Below are 18,713 nucleotides of genomic sequence, written 5' to 3'. Positions count from 1 at the left end.
GTCACATTCGGGCGGCTCGCCGCCGTGGTGCCCCTTCGGATCTCCCCGTCCGAAGGGGCACCACGCGTTCACCGCTCCGTCGCGCGCACGAGCAGGCGCAGTTCCGCACCGAGCGTGCATGCCCGCGGCAGATCGACGAGTCCGTTCTCGCGAAGTTCGGTGGTCAGGCGCGTGACCCGGGCGATCGCGTCCGGGACCCGCTCCTGCCACCGCGCCAAGACCTCGTCGACGTCCGCCGGACCGGTCGGCGCGCCGTCCCGGCGCAGGATCGCGGCGACGAGACCGTGGTGACGGTCGGCGAGTTCGTCCCGCACGGTGGCGATCGCCGTGCTGTCCCACCAGGTGTGGGATCCGGTGGACAGGTCCGGTGACAGCCCGTCGATCCCGAGCAGCGAGCCCGTGGCGGTGTGCACCCGGGCGACGAGGCGGGCCGGGCAGTCCAGCGTGTGCGAGGTGTCGACCAGGGCCGGACACTCGCCGAGAAGCCGGAAGTCGGGTCCGTCGCCGGCCACGGCATCTGCGAGCAGATCCTCGACCCCGGCACGCAGCCGCGTGATCTCGGCGGTCACGTCGAGCGGCGACGGCCGCAGCCGCAGGATCCACGAGGCGGCATGCTCGACGAATCCCTGTACGGCGCCGAGGCGTTCCCAGCGCTCGGCGCCGGACCCGGCGCCGTCGCGTGCCTCGGCCCACAACCGGTCGGTGTCGAACACCGCCCGGATCACCGCGTAGGCCCGGGCGACCGCCGGCGTGCGCACCCCGAGCCGTTCCTCGAGCTGATAGATCATCCCCGGACCGACGTGATCGACGAGATCGGAGGCGATCCGGGTCGCGACGATCTCGCGGCGCAGGGGATGGTCCCGGATCTCGTCCCGCAGCACGTCGCGCATGCCGGCAGGGAAGTACTCGAGGGCGACGTCCGCGAAGACGGGGTCGTCGGGCACATCCGACTCGAGCAGATCCCGGCAGACGACGTTCTTCGACCGGGCGAGCAGCACCGCGATCTCCGGCCTGGTCAACCCCCGGCCGGCGCCCGCTCGCGCGGCCAGTTCCTGCACGGTGGGCAGCACCTCGGTGCTGCGCCGGAGCCCGCCACCGGTCTCGAGGTGGATGATGAGCCGCTCGTGCCTGCCGAGCAGCCGGGCCGCGCGCGAGACGGCGAGGCCGAGCGCCACCGACTGGTCCCGGTTCGTGCGCAACACCGTCCGGGCCACCTCGTCGCGGGCGTCGTCGAGCAGCCGGTTGCGCTCCTCGAGGGTCAGACCTCCTCTGCGCCGGGCAGATTCGAGAGCGATCTTCAGATTCACCTCGGCGTCGGAGGTGGCCACACCGGCCGCGTTGTCGATGAAGTCCGCATTGACACGCCCGCCCGCAGCCGCGAACTCGATGCGCGCCCGCTGCGTGAAGCCGAGGTTGCCGCCCTCGCCGACCACGCGACACCGCAGCTGCGAGGCATCGACACGGACGGGGTCGTTTGCCGGATCGGCTGCATCCGTGTGGCTTTCGGAGAAGGCCTTGACGTAGGTGCCGACACCGCCATTCCAGAGCAGATCCACCGGCGCCGTCAGCAGCGCCTTGATCAATTCGTCCGGGGTGGTGGTCGGGTGGGGCAGTCCGAGCAGGCGCCGTGCCGGTTCCGGGACGGTGACGGACTTCGCGGAGCGGGGCCACACGCCGCCCCCGGCGGAGAGGACGTCGCGGTCGTAGTCGTCCCAGCTCGATCCGGGGAGCTCGAACAGCCGGCGGCGCTCCGCGTGGGCGCGAGCCGGGTCGGGGTCGGGATCGAGAAAGATGTGCCGGTGATCGAAGGCACCGACGAGGCGCAGGTGCGGGGAGAGCAGCATCCCGTTGCCGAAGACGTCGCCGGACATGTCCCCGATCCCCACCGCCGTTACCTCGGTGGTGTCGACGTCGACGCCGAGGTCGGCGAAGTGCTCGCGGACCGCGACCCACGCGCCGCGCGCGGTGATGCCCATCGCCTTGTGGTCGTATCCGCTCGATCCGCCCGAGGCGAAGGCGTCGCCGAGCCAGTAGTCGTACTCCGCGGCGATGGAGTTCGCCAGGTCGGAGAACCGGGCGGTGCCCTTGTCGGCGGCCACCACCAGATAGGCGTCGTCCCCGCCGTGGACGACGGTGCGGCCCGGGTGCACGATCCGTCCGTCGACGATGTTGTCGGCGAGGTCGAGCATGCCCCGGACGAACGTCGAATAGGCCTGGGCGGGCGAAATATCCGGGCTCGTGCGGACGAACGCGCCCTTGGCGCCGACGGGGACGATGGGAGCGTTCTTCACGACCTGGGTCTTCATCAGACCGAGGACCTCGGTGCGGTAGTCCTCCGGACGGTCCGAGAACCGTAGCCCACCCCGGGCGACGGTGCCGCTCCGCACGTGGATGCCCTCCACGTCGTCGGAGTGGACGAAGATCTCGCGGTGCGGAACGACCGGTCCGGGGTCGGCGAGACGAGCGGACTCGAGCATGAACGACCCGTACGGTTTCGCCGCACCGTGTTCGTCGCGCTGGTACCAGTTGGTGCGCACGGTGGCGGTGACGAACGACTCCAGGCTGCGCAGGATGCGGTCCTCGTCGAGGCTTTCCGCCGCGCCGCGCCGCTCGGCGAGCGCCTGTTCGGCGGCGTCGTCCCGGTCGTGCCGGTCCGGGTCGAAGCGCGCGGCGAAGCAGGCGACGAGGGCCTCGACGAATCCGGCATGCCGGCAGAGCGTGTCGACGACGTACCGTTCCGACATGATCAGTCCCGCCTGGCGGGCGAAGCGGGCGGCGGCGCGGACCAGGGCGATGTCCCGCACGTCCACCTCGGCGACGACGGCGAGGCGGGAGTACCCGTCGACGACGGTGCGGCCCTGCGCATGGGCGTCGAAGACCGCCGCCACCCGGCGCGGCGAATCCGGTTCCCACTCCGGGGGCGTGACGAACGCGAACCGATGCACCCGGCGGTCCGGATCGCCGGCCGTCAGGAGCTCGTGATCGTCGATCCGCAGTCCGAAGTGCTCGAACGTGTGGACGGAGTCGGCGAGCAGCGGATCCCGTCCCGGCCATCGCATGACGGCACAGGCGGTGCCGTCGGAGGACGAGTCCTCCACGAACAGCAGGGCCGGTCCGGCATCCTGCGCGTGCGCGAGGTGCCGCGCTGCCCCGGCGACGTCGGTGGGCGCCGGTTCGTACGGGTGCGTGGGGGCGGTGATCATCGGTCTGTCCTTTCGGTCACCCGGTGTGGGCCGTGGTGTGCCGTCAGTCTGCGGCGGGCCGCCCAGGACGGACATGTACGCGGTGTCCATACAGATCGCAAAACTTGTACTCGAGGTCCATCAGAGACCCGGCGTCCGCGCTCCTACAGTTCGAGGAAACCGACGGAGGGAGAAGGACATGACCGCAGTCGAACTCGTACGGGGTGGCCCCGGGCTCGAGCAGGCTCGCCGCATCGTGACGGAAATCCCGGGACCCCGGTCGCGTGAGCTGGCGCAGCGCCGCGCCGACGCGCTGCCGGCGGGCCTGACGAGTGGCGCCGAGATCTACGCGGCAGCCGGGGGCGGGGGTGTGCTCGTCGACGTGGACGGGAACTCCTTCATCGACCTCGGCTCCGGGATCGCCGTCACCACCGTCGGCAACTCCGCGCCGCGGGTCGTCGAACGCGCCACCGCGCAGCTGCAGCAGTTCACCCACACCTGCTTCCTCGCCACCCCCTACGAGCCGTACATCGAGGTCGCCGAAGCCCTCAACCGCCTGACCCCGGGCACGCACGCCAAGCGCACGGCCCTGTTCAACACCGGCAGCGAGGCCGTGGAGAACGCCGTGAAGTACGCCCGCGCAGCGACCGGCCGGTCCGCCGTGGTCACGTTCGACCACGCCTTCCACGGCCGCACGCTGATGACGATGACCATGACGGCGAAGAACCAGCCCTACAAGCACTCCTTCGGTCCGTTCGCCCCGGAGGTCTACCGCGCGCCGATGGCCTACCCCTACCGGTGGCCGAGCGGGCCCGACCGCGCCGCGGACGAGGCGTTCGAGCAGTTCCGGCTGCTCGTCGACGCCCAGATCGGCGCGGACCAGGTGGCGTGCGTCGTCGTCGAACCCATCCAGGGCGAAGGCGGGTTCATCGTTCCCGCGGACGGATTCCTGCGGCGCATCGCCGACTTCTGCCGGGACCGCGGCATCCTCGTCGTCGCCGACGAGGTCCAGACCGGAATCGCCCGCACCGGAGCCTGGTTCGCGTGCGAGCACGAGGGCCTCGTACCGGATCTGATCGTCACGGCGAAGGGACTCGCCGGCGGATTCCCGCTCGCGGCCGTCACCGGCCGGGCCGAGATCATGGACCGCGCCCATCCGGGCGGCATCGGCGGCACCTACAGCGGCAACCCCGCCGCGTGTGCCGCGGCGCTCGGCGTCTTCGAGACGATCGAGGCCGAGCACCTGCTCGACCGCGCTCAGGAGATCGGCGCGCTGATGCTCCGGGAACTGCGCGAGATCGGCACCCGCCACCCCGTCGTCGGCGAGGTCCGGGGCCGCGGCGCCATGGTCGCCGTCGAGCTCGTCGAGCCCGGTACGACCACCCCCAACCGCGAGGCCGTTGCGGAGATCGCCCGGTACTGCCAGGCCCACGGAGTCCTCACCCTGACCGCCGGCACCTTCGGGAACGTGCTCCGGTTCCTGCCTCCGCTGTCGATCTCCGATGCGCTGCTCACCGAGGCATTCTCGGTGCTGCGCGACGCGTTCGCCGCCCTCTGACCACCACCGCTCTTCTACCCCCGAGGACCAGCACATGACCACCACCGCACCCGCACGCACGACCGGCCCCCTGCGGCCGCTCGAACTCCTCGGCGCCGACACCCTGCTCGACGCCGACGAACGCGACATCGCCGCCACCGTCCGGCGCTTCGTCGAGACCCGGCTCGCCCCCGAGGTCGGCAACTGGTTCGAATCCGCCACGCTGCCCAAGGAACTGGCGAAGGAGTTCGGTGCCCTCGGCGTCCTCGGCATGCACCTGGACGGATACGGGTGCGCCGGCACCAACGCCGTCAGCTACGGCCTGGCCTGCCTGGAACTCGAGGCCGGCGACAGCGGATTTCGCAGCTTCGTCTCGGTGCAGGGCTCGCTGTCGATGTTCTCGATCCACCGCTACGGGTCCGACGAGCAGAAGGAGCACTGGCTGCCCCGGCTCGCCTCCGGCGACGCTATCGGGTGCTTCGGCCTGACGGAACCCGACTTCGGTTCCAACCCCGGGGGAATGCGCACCCGCGCCCGCCGGGACGGGTCGGACTGGATCCTCACCGGCACCAAGATGTGGATCACCAACGGCAATCTCGCGGACGTCGCCACGGTGTGGGCGCAGACCGACGAGGGCGTGCGCGGGTTCGTCGTGCCCACCGACACCCCCGGCTTCACCGCCAACCCGATCCACCGGAAGCTGTCGCTGCGGGCCTCGGTGACCTCCGAGCTGGTGCTCGACAACGTGCGCCTGCCGGCGTCGGCCGAGCTGCCGCTCGCCCGCGGACTCGGCGCTCCCCTGTCCTGCCTCAACGAGGCCCGGTTCGGGATCGTGTTCGGCGCGCTCGGCGCCGCCCGCAACAGCCTCGAGACCGCGTTGGACTACGCCGCCTCCCGCGAGGTCTTCGATCGTCCGCTCGCCTCCTACCAGCTCACCCAGGAGAAGCTGGCCGACATGACGCTCGAGCTCGGCAAGGGATTCCTGCTCGCGCTGCACCTCGGCCGCCTCAAGGACGAATCCGGGGTCACTCCCGAGCAGATCAGCCTCGGCAAGCTCAACAACGTCCGCGAGGCCCTGGCCATCGCCCGCGAATGCCGGACCATCCTCGGCGCCAGCGGAATCACCCTCGAGTACTCGCCGCTGCGGCACGCCAACAACCTCGAATCGGTGCTGACCTACGAGGGCACCAGCGAGATGCACCTGCTCTCGATCGGTCGCGCGCTGACCGGTCACGCCGCATTCCGCTGATCCGCACCGTCGACGCGTCGAAGGGACACGCCATGACGACACCCGTTCTGCTGCAACACTACATCGACGGTGAGTGGTTCGACGGCGGGGCCGAGACCCTGACCAGCATCAGCCCCGCCGAACCGGACGTCACCGTCGCCCACGGCCGCGCGGCCACCGGCGACGATGTCGACCGGGCCGTCGCCGCCGCGCGCGCCGCGGCCCGGCACTGGGCGAAGACCCCGGCGCACGAACGCGGTGCCGTCCTGGCCCGGGCGGCCGCCGTCGTCGAATCGTCCGCCTCGCAGTGGGGCGCGGAACTCGCCCGCGAGGAGGGCAAGACGCGCGGCGAGGGCGTGGCCGAGGTGCTCCGCGCCGCCCAGATCCTGCGCTTCTACGGGGGCGAGGGCGACCGGGAGGCCGGTGAGGTGTTCGCCTCCCCGCGGCGCGGGGAACAGATCCTGGTCGCGCGCAAGCCCGTCGGCGTGGTCGGTGTCATCACCCCCTTCAACTTCCCCATCGCCATACCCGCCTGGAAGATCGCCCCGGCACTGACCTACGGCAACACCGTGGTGTGGAAGCCGGCGGGCACCGTGCCGCTGCTGGCGATGCGGCTCGCGCAGGCCCTCGCCGACGCGGGCCTGCCGCCCGGCGTGCTCAACCTCGTCGTCGGCGGCCGCGCGGTCGGCGCCGGCATCGCCGATCATCCGGGGATCGACGCGCTGACCTTCACCGGTTCCACGGCGGTCGGCCGGAGCCTCGCGGCGGCCGGGGCCGCGCGGGGCGTGCCGGTGCAGGCGGAGATGGGGGGCAAGAACGCGGCCGTCGTGCTCGGCGACGCGGACCTCGATCTCGCCGCCGAGCAGGTGCTGCTCGGTGCGTTCCGGTCGTCGGGGCAGAAGTGCACGGCGACCTCGCGGCTGATCGTCACCGACGACGTCGCCGACGAGTTCGTCGGTGAACTCGTCGCCCGGATCGGGAAGTGGACCGTCGGCAATCCCCTGGACGAGCAGGTCCACATGGGTCCGGTGGTCGACGCCGCGGCGCGGACGTCGATCCAGGCAGGTGTCGACGAGGCGGTCCGGCAGGGTGCCCGGGTGCTGTTCGGCGGGCGACCGTACGAGGACGGTGAACTCGCGGCCGGGTTCTACGTGCCGCCCACCGTGCTCGAGCTGCCCGGCACCGGGCTCGACGTGTGGCGGGAGGAGTTGTTCGGACCCGTCCTGGCCGTGTGCCGCGCGACGGACGCCGAGGCGGCGTTCGCGCTCGCCGACGACAGCGACTACGGCTTGTCGGCGGCGGTGTTCACCCAGGACCTCACCCGCGCGCTCGGGGCGCTCGAGGACCTGGACGTGGGCATCCTGCACATCAACTCCGAATCCGCCGGCGCCGATCCGCACGTCCCGTTCGGCGGCGCGAAGAAGAGCGGGTACGGCCCGAAGGAACAGGGCCGCGCCGCACGGGAGTTCTTCACCCACACCACGACCGTCTACCTTCGCGGCGGGAGGCCGATCGCATGAGCCGAGGCGCACTCGACGGCATCGTCGTCGCCGATTTCACCCGGGTCCTCGCCGGTCCCTACGCCACGATGATGCTCGCGGACATGGGCGCCGAGGTCGTCAAGATCGAACGCCCCGGCACCGGCGACGACACCCGGGCATGGGGACCCCCCTACGACGACGCCGGCACGGCCACGTACTTCAACTCGGTGAACCGCAACAAGACCTCCGTGGTCCTCGACCTCGCGTCGGAGCAGGGCCGGGCCGAAGCCCGCCGGATCGTCGCGCGCGCGGACATCGTGGTCGAGAACTTCCGTGCGGGCACCATGGAGCGGCTCGGCCTCGGCTACGACGACCTGGTCGACGTCAACCCGGGGCTGATCTACTGCTCCGTCACCGGGTTCGGGAGCGGCGACGGAGCGGCCCTGCCGGGCTACGACCTGCTCGTGCAGGCCGTCGGCGGACTCATGAGCATCACCGGACCCGAGGCCGGCACGCCCACGAAGGTGGGCGTCGCGGTCGTCGACGTGCTCACGGGCCTGCACGCCCTCGCCGGGATCCTCGCTGCGCTGCACCACCGCGAGCGCACCGGCGAGGGGCAACGCGTCGAGACCAACCTCCTTGCCGCGCTGCTGTCCTCGCTCGTCAACCAGGGCTCGGCGTACCTCGGTGCCGGGGTGGTGCCGGGCATCATCGGAAACCGGCACCCCAGCATCGCCCCGTACGAGGTGTTCCCGACCAAGGACCGGCCGCTGGCGCTGGCGGTGGGCAACGACAAGCAGTTCGCCCGGCTCGCCGAGACGATCGGCGCGCCGGAGTTTGCCACCGACCCGCGGTTCTGCAGCAACCCGCTGCGTGTCGCGCATCGCGAGGAACTGAGCGAGGAGATCACCTCGATCCTTACTACGGCCGGCGCCGACCACTGGTACGACGAACTCTCCCGCGTGGGTGTTCCGGCCGGGCCCATCAACGATGTCGCCGAGGCCTTCGAGTTCGCCCGGCGTCTCGGTCTCGACGCCGTGGTGTCGGTGCCCGGAAGTGCCACGCCGCAGGTCGGAAACCCGTTGACCTTCTCCAGGACTCCGGTCCGGTACCGGTCGGCTCCACCACCCCTGGGTGGGGCCGCGGACTGACCGCAGAGGCCTGGAGGAGTGCCCGTCCCGTCGCGTCCGGCCGCGGCGGGACGGGCGTCGCACGGCGTCAGCGCGTGACCCCGGTGGCGGAGTATCCACTGTCTCCCGGCGTCGCTGTGGCATCCGGGCAGCCTTCGGAGCCCATGCCGGCCAACTCTGGACCGGACCACATGATCGGCATCGGCAGGGCGAATCGGCGACGGGACAGGGCGGCGGTGATCACCGCGCCCCGCCTTGCCGTCGCCGTGACCGGCAGGTAGGGGTCACGCGATCCCCGTGCACGCGATCGAGACGAATGTACTGATCGCAACCGTCCGGCCGAATTCGCTTGTCGCGCTCATTCGCATACTTCCTACGGAGCGCCTCACGGTCGATGCTCGTCGTCATCAGGGGAGCTTTCGCAGTCGTAATTCCTCGTCGGCTGGCTCATGACGCACAGCGCTGCGCGGTCACGGCTTCCCGACGATCGAGATCAGGAAGTCGCGGCTTCTGCGGTGCCGCCTCGTCACCCCAGGGCGCCTCGAAGGGGTCCCTCGCAGGCTTGCCCGACGGACATCGACCCTCGTTCGGTCGGGACGAGAGGACCTTTGGCTCTGTCCGCAGGACCAGACAAGGCCCACAGTCGGCCTACGGACCGAAGGACATCCGGTCACAGCAGGACCGAACGGGAAGGACCCTGTCATGAAGGTGCTGACCATCTACGCACACCACGACCCACACTCGTTCTGCCACGGCGTGCTCGATCGGTTCACCGCGGGCCTCCAGGAAGCCGGGCACACCAGTGAGGTCATCGACCTGTACGCAATCAAGTTCGACCCCGTATTCAGAGACCGGGACGTAGCCAGCTACACCAGCCCCGACATCCCTGCCGACATCCTCGAGCAGATGGATCTACGCAGCCGCGTGCTGGACTCCTGCCGATGGCCTGGGCAGCGGTGGCTGGCCCAGCGGGCACTCAGGGGCAAGTCACCGGCCGAAATCGCCGCGTTGATCCGCAGCCGCATGCCCAAAGACGTCCTCGCGCAGCAGGCCAAGGTCGCCGCCGCCGACGCCCTGGCCTTCATCGCACCGATTCACTACTGCAACTTCCCCTCGATACTCAAAGGCTGGATCGACCGGGTCTGGACGCTGGACTTTGCCTTCGGTCTCACCTCCGAGGGCTGGCACGGCGACGTCAACGGTCGGATCCCGCTGCTCGAGCACAGACGGGTACTCATCATGACCTCCACGATCTTCGACAAGGACTCCTACGACACCGGAGTCCGGGACGCCATCGGCAAGGTCCTCGACGAGTGGGGCTTCCGGTTCCCCGGCATCCAGGACGTGGAACACGTGTACTTCTACGCCGCCACAGCGGCGACGCCCGAAAAGGTGCAACAGTACCTTCGGCAGGCCTACGACCTCGGTCGCAGTTTCGACCGACCCCAGCCACCACCCGAGAGCCACGCTGCCGCCGCTCCCTCGGTCACACCATGACCGAGCGCCCGTCGACCAGTCGAAGCTGACGTCGTCGGGCCTCCAATTTGTTGTCTCGACGGCTCACACCGCCCACCGCTCGACCGTGTCCTGAGCACCGCCCACGACATGTACCGCGAAGTAACCGTCATGTCCGCGCGGCCGAAACCGCCGTACCGGTGCCCACAGTGATCGCCGAAGACAGCGCCGCACCCGCGCCATCGCCGCCGGCAGGATCACCACCCTCGCCGAGCGCCATCGTATCGACTACACGGCGGTAGGACTCTACAACCGACTCCCCGCCCTATCGGCCTTTCCGGTCCTCGCCGACGCCTCCACCGGCCTCGGCTTCCTCCCCCATGTAGGAAGTGCAACCGTGTCCGTGCGCGCCGAGATGGCTCGACTGTGCGCAGAAAATGCGATCGCCATGGCCCGTGGTGACCTCCCACCGCACGTGGTCAATCCCGAAGCATGGACGCGGTGAGCGCTCTTCCTGCTTACCGACAACCTCGAAGGCACCCACGAAGGAAGAAGTCCCCGGTGGGGGGTCTGATCGCCCCCGACAAGTTCAAAGGAAGTCTGTCCGCCTCGCACGCCTCCGGGTCTGGCCACCGACAACCACCTCGCTCGATAGTTCCGCGCCACCATCGACGTCCGCACCGAGTTGCGCTGCCCACTCGGATCGGGCAGCCTTCGACGCCACGCAGAGCTGAGCCGGCGATTCTGCCGACTCGGTCTCGACGCCGTGGTGTCCGTGCCCGGAAGTGCCACGCCGCAGGTCGGAAACCCGTTGACCTCCTCCAGGACTCCAGTCCGGTACCGGTCGGCTCCACCACCCCTGGGTGGAGCCGCGGACTGACCGGAGCTGCCCGGAGGAGTGCCCGTCCCGTCGCGTCCGGCCGCGGCGGGACGGGCGTCGCACGGCGGCGGGACCGTCGGATCAAGGATGCGCGACGACGCGATCCTCGGGTGCGGGAACAGGGGGTCGTCGGATCCCGAAGGACTCGAAGCCGACGACGTACAGAAGCGTCACCAACGCGAACAGGTCCATGAACCCGAGGGCGTTGCCGTGCAGGCCGTCGGCGACAGCTGGCTCGTGCAGCACGATCTCGGCGACCACGTAGTAGTAGAGGACGAACGTGATCACGGCGAGAGCGAACGTGATCGCCACGCGGGACACCAGATTCGCCACGGCCCCGGCCTCCGTCGGCTTGTTTCCGAAAGCGTTGGCCCACAGAATCATCCATGCCACCCAGCACACGCCCAGCTGGGCCGGGAACTGATCGATCGGGAAGCCCGGATCGGCGGCCGTGCCGGCGCCGACGAGCACCGTGCACACGGCGCGCAGTGCCGCGAACAACATGGTGCCGAGCGCGATGTTGCCGATCGTCGAGACCAGCGCGATCCGCATGCGGCTCCCGGCCAGCCGCCACGGCCAGTTCTCCAGGGTCTGCCCGGTGAGCACGATCGCGACGATGATCGAGTAGTACCAGCCGAGCAGTGTGTCGACGTCGAACAGCGCCGCCCCCTCCCGGACGGTGTCCGAGACCGCGGGTACACCCAGTACGAAATAGAGCAGGGCGGTCGGGACGAGGAGGGTGACGACCTCGCAGGCACCGACCCACGGCTGTTTCAGACCCAGATCGGTCCACGGCCAGTGCCCCCAGTTGAGCACCACCAGAACCCACGTGGAGAAACCGAACAGGACGAACAGCGCACCCGTGAAGTAGCCCAGGCCGTCGGGACGGTCGGCCGCGAAGTCGGGATACAGGTGGCCGATCCCGCTCGCGAGGACATAGGTGACGACGACGGCGAAAACCGAGGTGGCGCCGAGGAACACCAGTCCGCGCCACGGCTGCCGTAGCCGATCGAATCCCCAGAACTCCAGGTTGAATCCGGCCCACACGACGAACAGGAGAGCCCAGAACAGGAGGGCATTGAACGGTAGCGGATACAGATCGAACGGACTGAACTGCGGGTCGGCGAGCAGGTACCACGCCGCAACGGAAACGGTGACGACCACGGCGGTGTCGACGACACCGAATGCGAGCCACCCCGGGGACGTGCCGGCGTGTGAGCGTTCGGACATGGGGATACCGGAACCTTCTGTGATGCCCTCGAATCGAGGGTGGAGGATATCGACGGTCGAGAAGCTCGGTGAATCACCCGGCGGTCCGTCGGAAGTCGGCCGGCGGATCGCGGGTTGCTTCGTGACGGATTCTTCGTCAGTTCGGGCGGCCCAGTTCGGAACCGGCCGCGGGAGCGTGGCGCATCGGAGTGTCCTTCCCGTGAGAATGTGACTCGGAGCACACTCCAATCGACCACACGTCACAAGCGTTGCGGCGTGTTGCATCGGCCTTCGTATCGACGGCCTTGCCGACCCGCACTTCCGAGCCTCGATGCCTGGCTCCACTCACCCGGTGCTGATGACGCACAGCGCAGCAGGTGGAAGGTCTTCTCTCGCTCCCGCGAGTTCCGGAGCGATACCGTTCGGCATGCGGGACCGACGCGCTGTTTCGGAACCTATGCTCGCCCGCACGAGTCGACGTCCGAAGACCTTGGTTCTCGCGCACCCATGATGCTCACGGGAAGGAACGCAGATTTCCGGGGTCGGGGGCCACCCACCCCGCCAACGCACGAGCCTGGGCCTGTGGGTCCTGTCCGGGCGTGTTCGTCGTCGAGGGGCACTGTGCTCGCGACTACCCGGCCCCGCGATTGCACATCCTCGCGACACCTGGATCGCGCTCTGGTCGATCGGTTGTGTGCCGCCGGCCGGACGCGGGGGGTGTGTGTGCACCGTGAACATCGCTGCCGTCGAAGGGCCGACAGGGGCCTCCGCGGGCGCTGCGTGAGGCCGTTCGCACCTGGCGGATGTTCGACAAGCTGCCGCAGCTCGAGGCCGACACTCCGCCCTCGGCCGAGGTGGTCGCGAATGTGTGCCGTAGCTCAGGGCATTGCGCACCCTCCGGAGGGTGATCCCGGCGCGAGTGTAGGCGTGCGATGCGGTACTGCACCAGTGAGCGTGCGGTCTGTCCGTGCGGTCTGTCGATGTCCGGACGGGAGAACAGCGAGGCGGTGGTCCGGAACCGGCTCCGCGGGTCCACGGCGGCGGGCTCACCCGTCCCCGGCCGGCTCGGGATGTCAGGCCTGAGGATGACCGGGATGAAGGTGCACGAATCCTCTACAGATCCAAGCCTCGACGCCGTCAGGCAATGGTGACACCGCCGTCGACCGCGATCGTCTGGCCGGTGACGTAACCGGCTGCGTCGGAGGCCAGCCAGACTACTGTCGCAGCGAGTTCGATCGGGTCGCCGGTCCGGCCGAGGACCATGCGCCGTGACAGCGACTCGAGGTATCCGTCGCTGTATTGCTCGGTCATCTCGGTGGCGAAGAATCCCGGGGCGATTGCATTGACACGAATTCCCTTGCGCGATCCCCACTGCTGAGCCAGATCCCGTGTCAAGCCGATGACGGCAGCCTTACTCGCACTGTAGGCTGCTTGCGGTAATCCAGCCGTGGTGAGCCCGATGACGCTGGAGATGTTGACGATCGAACTTCCCGGCTGCATGACTCGGCCACATGCCTGCGTGGCCCAGTAGGAACCGTTCAGATTGATGTCGATCACCGATCGGAACTGCTCCGGCGTCTCGCGGAGGGCCGGAACGGCCGTTCCGATCCCTGCATTGTTGATGAGGACGTCGACGTGACCGAACTCGTTCATCGCCGCCGCCACCATCGCGTTGCACTGATCGGGATCCACGACGTCGGTGGCCACGGTCAGTGCCCGGCGGCCTGAGGCGCGAACGAGGTCGGCAGTGTCGTCGAGCTTGTCCGCCCGTCGGGCTGCCAGGACGATGTCCGCGCCGGCATCGGCGCATGCCTTCGCGAATGCGACACCGAGACCGGACGATGCACCGGTGACTACGACGACACGGCCGTCGAGGCGGAACTTGTCGAGCACATTCATGGGTATTGTCCTTCGGAAGTCAGAAGACACCGGGGTTCAAGTCGACCAGGGAGCGGTCCACGCGTCCCAAGAGCTCGATCTGCGGACCGACCTTGGCGAGTTCGTAGTTGTAGAAGTAGTGAACGGCGGCCCGCTTGCCGTCGTAGAAGGCGCCGACCTTGTCATCGACCGCAGTGAGCTGCTCGAGCCAGATCCACGCGACGACCGTGTGGCCGAACGCCTCGAGGTAGATCGAAGAGTTCGCGAGTGCGGCCGCCTTGTCCGGCTCCGAGAGCAAGGTGTCCGTGACCGCGACCATCCGATTCCACACATGTTCGAGTTCGTCCGCGTACTGCGCGGCGTCGGAGCCGACTCGTCGTGCTCGTCCGATCGTTTCGGCGATCTTCGATCCGAGCAGCGTCATCGCGGCGCCATCGCGCATGGCGACTTTGCGTCCGAGCAGATCCAGTCCCTGGATGGCGTGTGTGCCCTCGTGGATCGGATTCAGGCGATTGTCGCGGTAGAACTGTTCGACGTCGTAGTCGCGGGTGTAGCCGTACCCGCCGTGTATCTGGATTGCCAGGCTGTTGGCCTCCAGACACCACTGCGACGGCCAACTCTTGGCGATCGGTGTCAGGACGTCGAGTAGCAGGCCGGCATCTGCGGCGGCGGGCTCATCGAGGGCGGAGTCCTGCTCGTCGACCAGGCGAGCGCAGTAAAGACCCAGCGCGAGAGCACCTTCTACATAGGATTTCTGTGCCAGCAGCATCCGGCGCACGTCGGCATGGTCGATGATCGGGACCGGCGCCGCCGACGGGTCCTTCGCGCCGATCGCTCGACCTTGAGTCCGTACCTTCGCGTACTCCAGCGACTGCAGGTACCCGGCGTAGCCGAGTGCTGTGGCGACGAATCCCACGCCGATCCGGGCTTCGTTCATCATCTGGAACATGTAGGACAGCCCGCGATGTTCCTCTCCGACAAGGAATCCGATCGCTCCGGCCTGACCGCGCGGTGAGTGTGTTCCGTCCCCGAAGGACAACAAGGTGTTGGTGGTTCCCCGGTTGCCCATCTTGTGATTGAGTCCGACGAGGACGACATCGTTGCGCTCCCCCCGTCGGCCGCCGGGTGCGGGAAGGAACTTGGGCACGATGAACAACGAGATGCCCTTGACTCCGGCAGCGCCATCGGGAGTCCTCGCCAGGACCAGATGCACGATGTTCTCGGACAGTTCGTGATCACCGCCTGAGATCCACATCTTCGTCCCGGTCAACCGATAGCTGCCGTCGTCCTGGCGTACTGCCCGAGTGGTGATGTCCGCCAACGAAGATCCGGCCTGCGGTTCGGACAGGCACATCGTTCCGAACCAGCGACCTGCGACCATCGGACGAACGAAGTCGTCGATCTGCTGTGTGGTGCCGTAGGTCGCGATGAGATTGGCGTTGGCGGCGGTCAGGAACGGATATGCCGCGGTGCCGGCGTTCGCTGCCTGGAACCAAGCCATTGCTGCCCGTGCCACCGTAGCGGGCAGTTGCATACCTCCGACACTGTCGTCGAACTGCCCGGCGGTCAGGCCGGCGGCCGCGAAGATGTCGAGTGCCTGCTTGACCTCCGGGATCATCTCGACGGTGCCGTCCGGACGCATGGTCGGTTCGTTGGCATCGGCCTTCTTGTTGTGCGGGGCAAAATGCTTGTGTGCGATGTCGGCGCTGAGGTCCAGCATCGCGTCGAAGGTGTCCTTGGAGTGGTCGGCGAAACGCTTGCGGGTGGTCAGCGATACCACGTCCAGCCATTCGTACAGCAGGAAGTCGAGGTCGCGCCGGGAGAGTACGTCGGTCATGGGTGTCCGTTCGATGGTGGCGTCAGAGGGAGAGTCCGCCGTCGACCGGGAGGACGACGCCGGTGATGTAGCCGGCCTCCTCGGAAGCGAGGAAGCAGATCGCGTCGGCCATCTCGGAGGGGTCGGCGAACCGCGGGATCGGGCCGGTGACCTCGGCGATCTTCTCGTGTGGGATGGAGGCCGTCATCCGGGTGGCCGCGTTCGGAGAGATCGCGTTGACGGTGACGCCGAATGCGGCGAGTTCTTTCGCGGCGGTCTTGGTGAATCCGATGATGCCGGCCTTGGCGGTGGCGTAGTTGGCTTGGCCGCGATTGCCGTGCAGCCCGGTGTAGGAGGTGACGTTGACGACCCGCCCGAACTTCTGTCTGCGGAAATGCGGCACACAGGCCCGGGTGAACCGGAATGTTCCACCGGCATGGACCTCGAGGACCTGGTTCCAGTCGTCGTCGGTCAGCTTCCACAGCACCCTGTCCCGCAGGATGCCGGCATTGTTGACCAGGACATCTACCCGGCCGGTCTCGTCGATCACAGTGGCGACGACCCGCTCGACGTCCTCGGTGTTGCCGACATCGGCGGGGATGCCGACGGCTCCGACCTCGCGGGCGGCCTGATCGAGCTCGTCCTTGTCGAAGTCCACCATGAACACCGTCGCCTTGGCGTCGGCGAAGTGGCCGGCGAGGGCCCGGCCGATTCCGCGGGCGGCGCCGGTGACGACAACCGATTTGCCGGTGAAGTCGAAAGTAATGTTTCCCATGATCTTTCCTGTCTGTCAGTGAAGTCGCTCGAGGACCATGGCCATACCCTGGCCCCCGCCGACGCACATGGTCTCGACACCGAACTGCTTGTCGTGGGACTGCAAGTTGTTGAGCAGGGTCGCGGTGATTCGGGCTCCGGTCATACCGAATGGGTGTCCGAGAGCGATCGCACCGCCGGAGATGTTGAGTTTGTCCTCGTCTATGCCGAGTTCCCGGGCCGAGCCCAGAACCTGCACGGCAAATGCCTCGTTGATCTCGAACAGGTCGATGTCGGACACTGTCATGCCGGCGAGGGCAAGGGCCTTGCGGGTGGCCTCGATCGGACCGAGGCCCATGATCTCCGGCGACAGACCGGATACGCCGGTCGAGACGATCCGCGCCAGCGACGTCAGGCCGAGTTCGTTCGCCTTGGTGTCGGACATGATCACCAGGGCGGCGGCGCCGTCGTTGAGGGGACAGGCGTTGCCTGCCGTGACGGTGCCGTCGGGACGAAAGACCGGCTGGAGCCGGCTCACGGCTTCGTACGTGGTGCCCGGACGTGGTCCGTCGTCGGTGGAGACGACAGTGCCGTCAGGCAGCGTAACCGGGATGATCTCCCGTTCGAAGAAGCCGGACTCGAGGGCTTCCTCGGCGCGGTTCTGCGAGCGCACCGCCCATCGGTCCTGCTCCTCGCGGGAGATACCGGTGATCTGGGCGACGTTCTCGGCGGTCTGGCCCATAGCGATGTAAGGGTCGGGGATCTGTCCCTCCTTACGGGGATCGACCCACTGCTGTCCGCCTCGGGCGAGTTCGGTGGTACGGACCTGCGCGTCGGCGTAGAGCGGATTATGGGTGTCGGGCAGCGAGTCGGAGGTGCCTTTGACGAACCGCGACACCGTCTCGACCCCGGCCGAGACGAATACCTCTCCCTCTCCGGCCTTGATCGCGTGCAGCGCCATGCGAGTGGTCTGCAACGACGACGAGCAGTAGCGGGTGACGGTGGTGCCGGGCAGAAAGTCGTAGCCCAGCTCGACCGCGACATTGCGGGCCATGTTGAAGCCTTGTTCACCACCGGGCAGGCCGCAGCCGAGAAGCAGGTCGTCGATGTCCGTGGGATCGAGTTCCGGCACCTTCGCCAGCGCCGCGGCGACCATCTGTGCGACAAGATCGTCCGGCCGCATGTCCACCAGGGACCCCTTCCCGGCACGTCCGATCGGTGAACGGGCGACGGAAACGATGACGGCCTCGGGCATGGCGACTCCTGATCGGTGGAGGAGGGGTGCGGAAGACAGCACCTGAAAGTATGCGACCGCATATTTTCTATGCGTTTGCATATACTGGTCTCGTGAACGGAGCTCTGTCAACCCCTCCCCCGTCCGGAAAGCAGTTGTAGGCGTGGACACACCACTGGAGGACCCCGCCTACGAGGTGGGCACGTCGAAGGCTGCGGCACGGATACGCGCCGCAGCCACCGAGGTCTTTGCCGCCAAGGGATACGGAGCGGCCAGTACCAGAGAAATCGCTGCACGTCTCGACCTCAGTCCCGGCGCGGTGTACCCGCATTACAAGACCAAGGAGTCGCTCCTCTTCGCCATCGCCCTCGAGGGCCACCGCGCAGTCCTCGACACGATCACCCGAGCAGCCGACTCGGCGACGAGTCCGCGTGACCAGCTGACCGCCGCGGTATCGGCCTACGTCAAGTGGCATGCGCACCATCATGCAATTGCGCGGGTTGTCCAATACGAGTTGCGAGCCCTGTCCGACGAGCACTTCAAGACAATCGCCGAGATCAGGCGTGCGACATCGAGGGTGTTCGAGCGCATCCTCGAATTCGGCGGCGCATCAGGCGAATTCCACATCCTCGATTCTGCGGCGGCCACACTGGCGATCACCTCGCTGGGCATCGACGTCAGTCGCTGGTTCCCTTCGAACGCATACTCCGATGCCGAGGTGCTGGCGGAGCGGTTTGTCGAGCTTGCGCTGCGGATGGTCGGGAATATCTGATGTCTCGCACCCGTGTGTTTACCCGACCGTTCTGTATCGGGCATCCGGCTTCGCGGTCGGCGACAACGCTCACAGCCTCGCATCCGGGACGGTTGGATTGCAGATGCTGTCCGATGGTTCTTTCGACATCGAACGCCACGCCCGGCTCAGCCTCTAGA

12 protein-coding genes are annotated in these 18,713 nt (G+C 68.1%); 6 read left to right on the top strand and 6 right to left on the bottom strand.

From position 1 onward, the window contains the following. Positions 1 to 68: 68 nt before the first annotated feature. Complete coding sequence (locus ACM26Y_RS25095; protein WP_416062274.1) at positions 69 to 3,203, bottom strand: NAD-glutamate dehydrogenase domain-containing protein; 3,135 nt, start codon at positions 3,201 to 3,203, stop codon at positions 69 to 71. Between the two features lie 178 nt (positions 3,204 to 3,381). On the opposite strand from ACM26Y_RS25095, the gene gabT reads away from it, so the two are divergent. From gabT to ACM26Y_RS25070, 5 genes are all read left to right on the top strand, one after another. Next, positions 3,382 to 4,740, top strand: a complete 1,359-nt coding sequence (gabT, locus tag ACM26Y_RS25090; protein ID WP_054370751.1) for a 4-aminobutyrate--2-oxoglutarate transaminase — start codon at positions 3,382 to 3,384, stop codon at positions 4,738 to 4,740. A 34-nt stretch (positions 4,741 to 4,774) separates the two neighbouring features. Continuing rightward, positions 4,775 to 5,968, top strand: a complete 1,194-nt coding sequence (locus ACM26Y_RS25085) for an acyl-CoA dehydrogenase family protein (RefSeq protein ID WP_003934993.1) — start codon at positions 4,775 to 4,777, stop codon at positions 5,966 to 5,968. Between the two features lie 32 nt (positions 5,969 to 6,000). Then, on the top strand, positions 6,001 to 7,467 hold the full coding sequence (locus tag ACM26Y_RS25080; protein ID WP_416062273.1) for an aldehyde dehydrogenase family protein: 1,467 nt from the start codon (positions 6,001 to 6,003) through the stop codon (positions 7,465 to 7,467). Further along, the gene (locus tag ACM26Y_RS25075; protein ID WP_416062272.1) at positions 7,464 to 8,579 is read left to right on the top strand and encodes a CaiB/BaiF CoA transferase family protein; all 1,116 of its coding nucleotides are present in this window, start codon (positions 7,464 to 7,466) and stop codon (positions 8,577 to 8,579) included. The genes ACM26Y_RS25080 and ACM26Y_RS25075 overlap by 4 nt, the downstream gene beginning before the upstream one ends. A gap of 681 nt (positions 8,580 to 9,260) precedes the next feature. After that, positions 9,261 to 10,055: an NAD(P)H-dependent oxidoreductase gene (locus tag ACM26Y_RS25070; protein WP_416062271.1), complete on the top strand. Its 795-nt coding sequence runs from the start codon at positions 9,261 to 9,263 to the stop codon at positions 10,053 to 10,055. Positions 10,056 to 10,974: 919 nt separating this feature from the next. Here ACM26Y_RS25070 and ACM26Y_RS25065 read toward each other — a convergent pair. From ACM26Y_RS25065 to ACM26Y_RS25045, 5 genes are all read right to left on the bottom strand, one after another. Then, the gene (locus ACM26Y_RS25065) at positions 10,975 to 12,123 is read right to left on the bottom strand and encodes a hypothetical protein (protein ID WP_416062270.1); all 1,149 of its coding nucleotides are present in this window, start codon (positions 12,121 to 12,123) and stop codon (positions 10,975 to 10,977) included. A gap of 1,116 nt (positions 12,124 to 13,239) precedes the next feature. Continuing rightward, positions 13,240 to 14,001, bottom strand: coding sequence for an SDR family NAD(P)-dependent oxidoreductase (locus ACM26Y_RS25060; RefSeq protein ID WP_416062269.1), 762 nt, complete (start codon positions 13,999 to 14,001; stop codon positions 13,240 to 13,242). Between the two features lie 19 nt (positions 14,002 to 14,020). Further along, a complete protein-coding gene (locus ACM26Y_RS25055) occupies positions 14,021 to 15,817 on the bottom strand; it encodes an acyl-CoA dehydrogenase (RefSeq protein WP_416062268.1) in 1,797 nt (598 codons plus the stop codon). A 22-nt stretch (positions 15,818 to 15,839) separates the two neighbouring features. Continuing rightward, the gene (locus tag ACM26Y_RS25050; RefSeq protein ID WP_416062267.1) at positions 15,840 to 16,571 is read right to left on the bottom strand and encodes an SDR family oxidoreductase; all 732 of its coding nucleotides are present in this window, start codon (positions 16,569 to 16,571) and stop codon (positions 15,840 to 15,842) included. A 15-nt stretch (positions 16,572 to 16,586) separates the two neighbouring features. Beyond that, the gene (locus ACM26Y_RS25045; protein WP_416062266.1) at positions 16,587 to 17,804 is read right to left on the bottom strand and encodes an acetyl-CoA C-acetyltransferase; all 1,218 of its coding nucleotides are present in this window, start codon (positions 17,802 to 17,804) and stop codon (positions 16,587 to 16,589) included. Between the two features lie 142 nt (positions 17,805 to 17,946). On the opposite strand from ACM26Y_RS25045, the gene ACM26Y_RS25040 reads away from it, so the two are divergent. Beyond that, the gene (locus ACM26Y_RS25040) at positions 17,947 to 18,555 is read left to right on the top strand and encodes a TetR/AcrR family transcriptional regulator (protein WP_416062265.1); all 609 of its coding nucleotides are present in this window, start codon (positions 17,947 to 17,949) and stop codon (positions 18,553 to 18,555) included. The last annotated feature ends 158 nt before the right edge of the window (positions 18,556 to 18,713 follow it).

The organism is Rhodococcus indonesiensis, from assembly GCF_047782815.1.
Taxonomy (GTDB): domain Bacteria; phylum Actinomycetota; class Actinomycetes; order Mycobacteriales; family Mycobacteriaceae; genus Rhodococcus; species Rhodococcus indonesiensis.
Note: the sequence above shows the minus strand (reverse complement) of the source record. Positions and strands in the feature narration are given on the sequence as shown.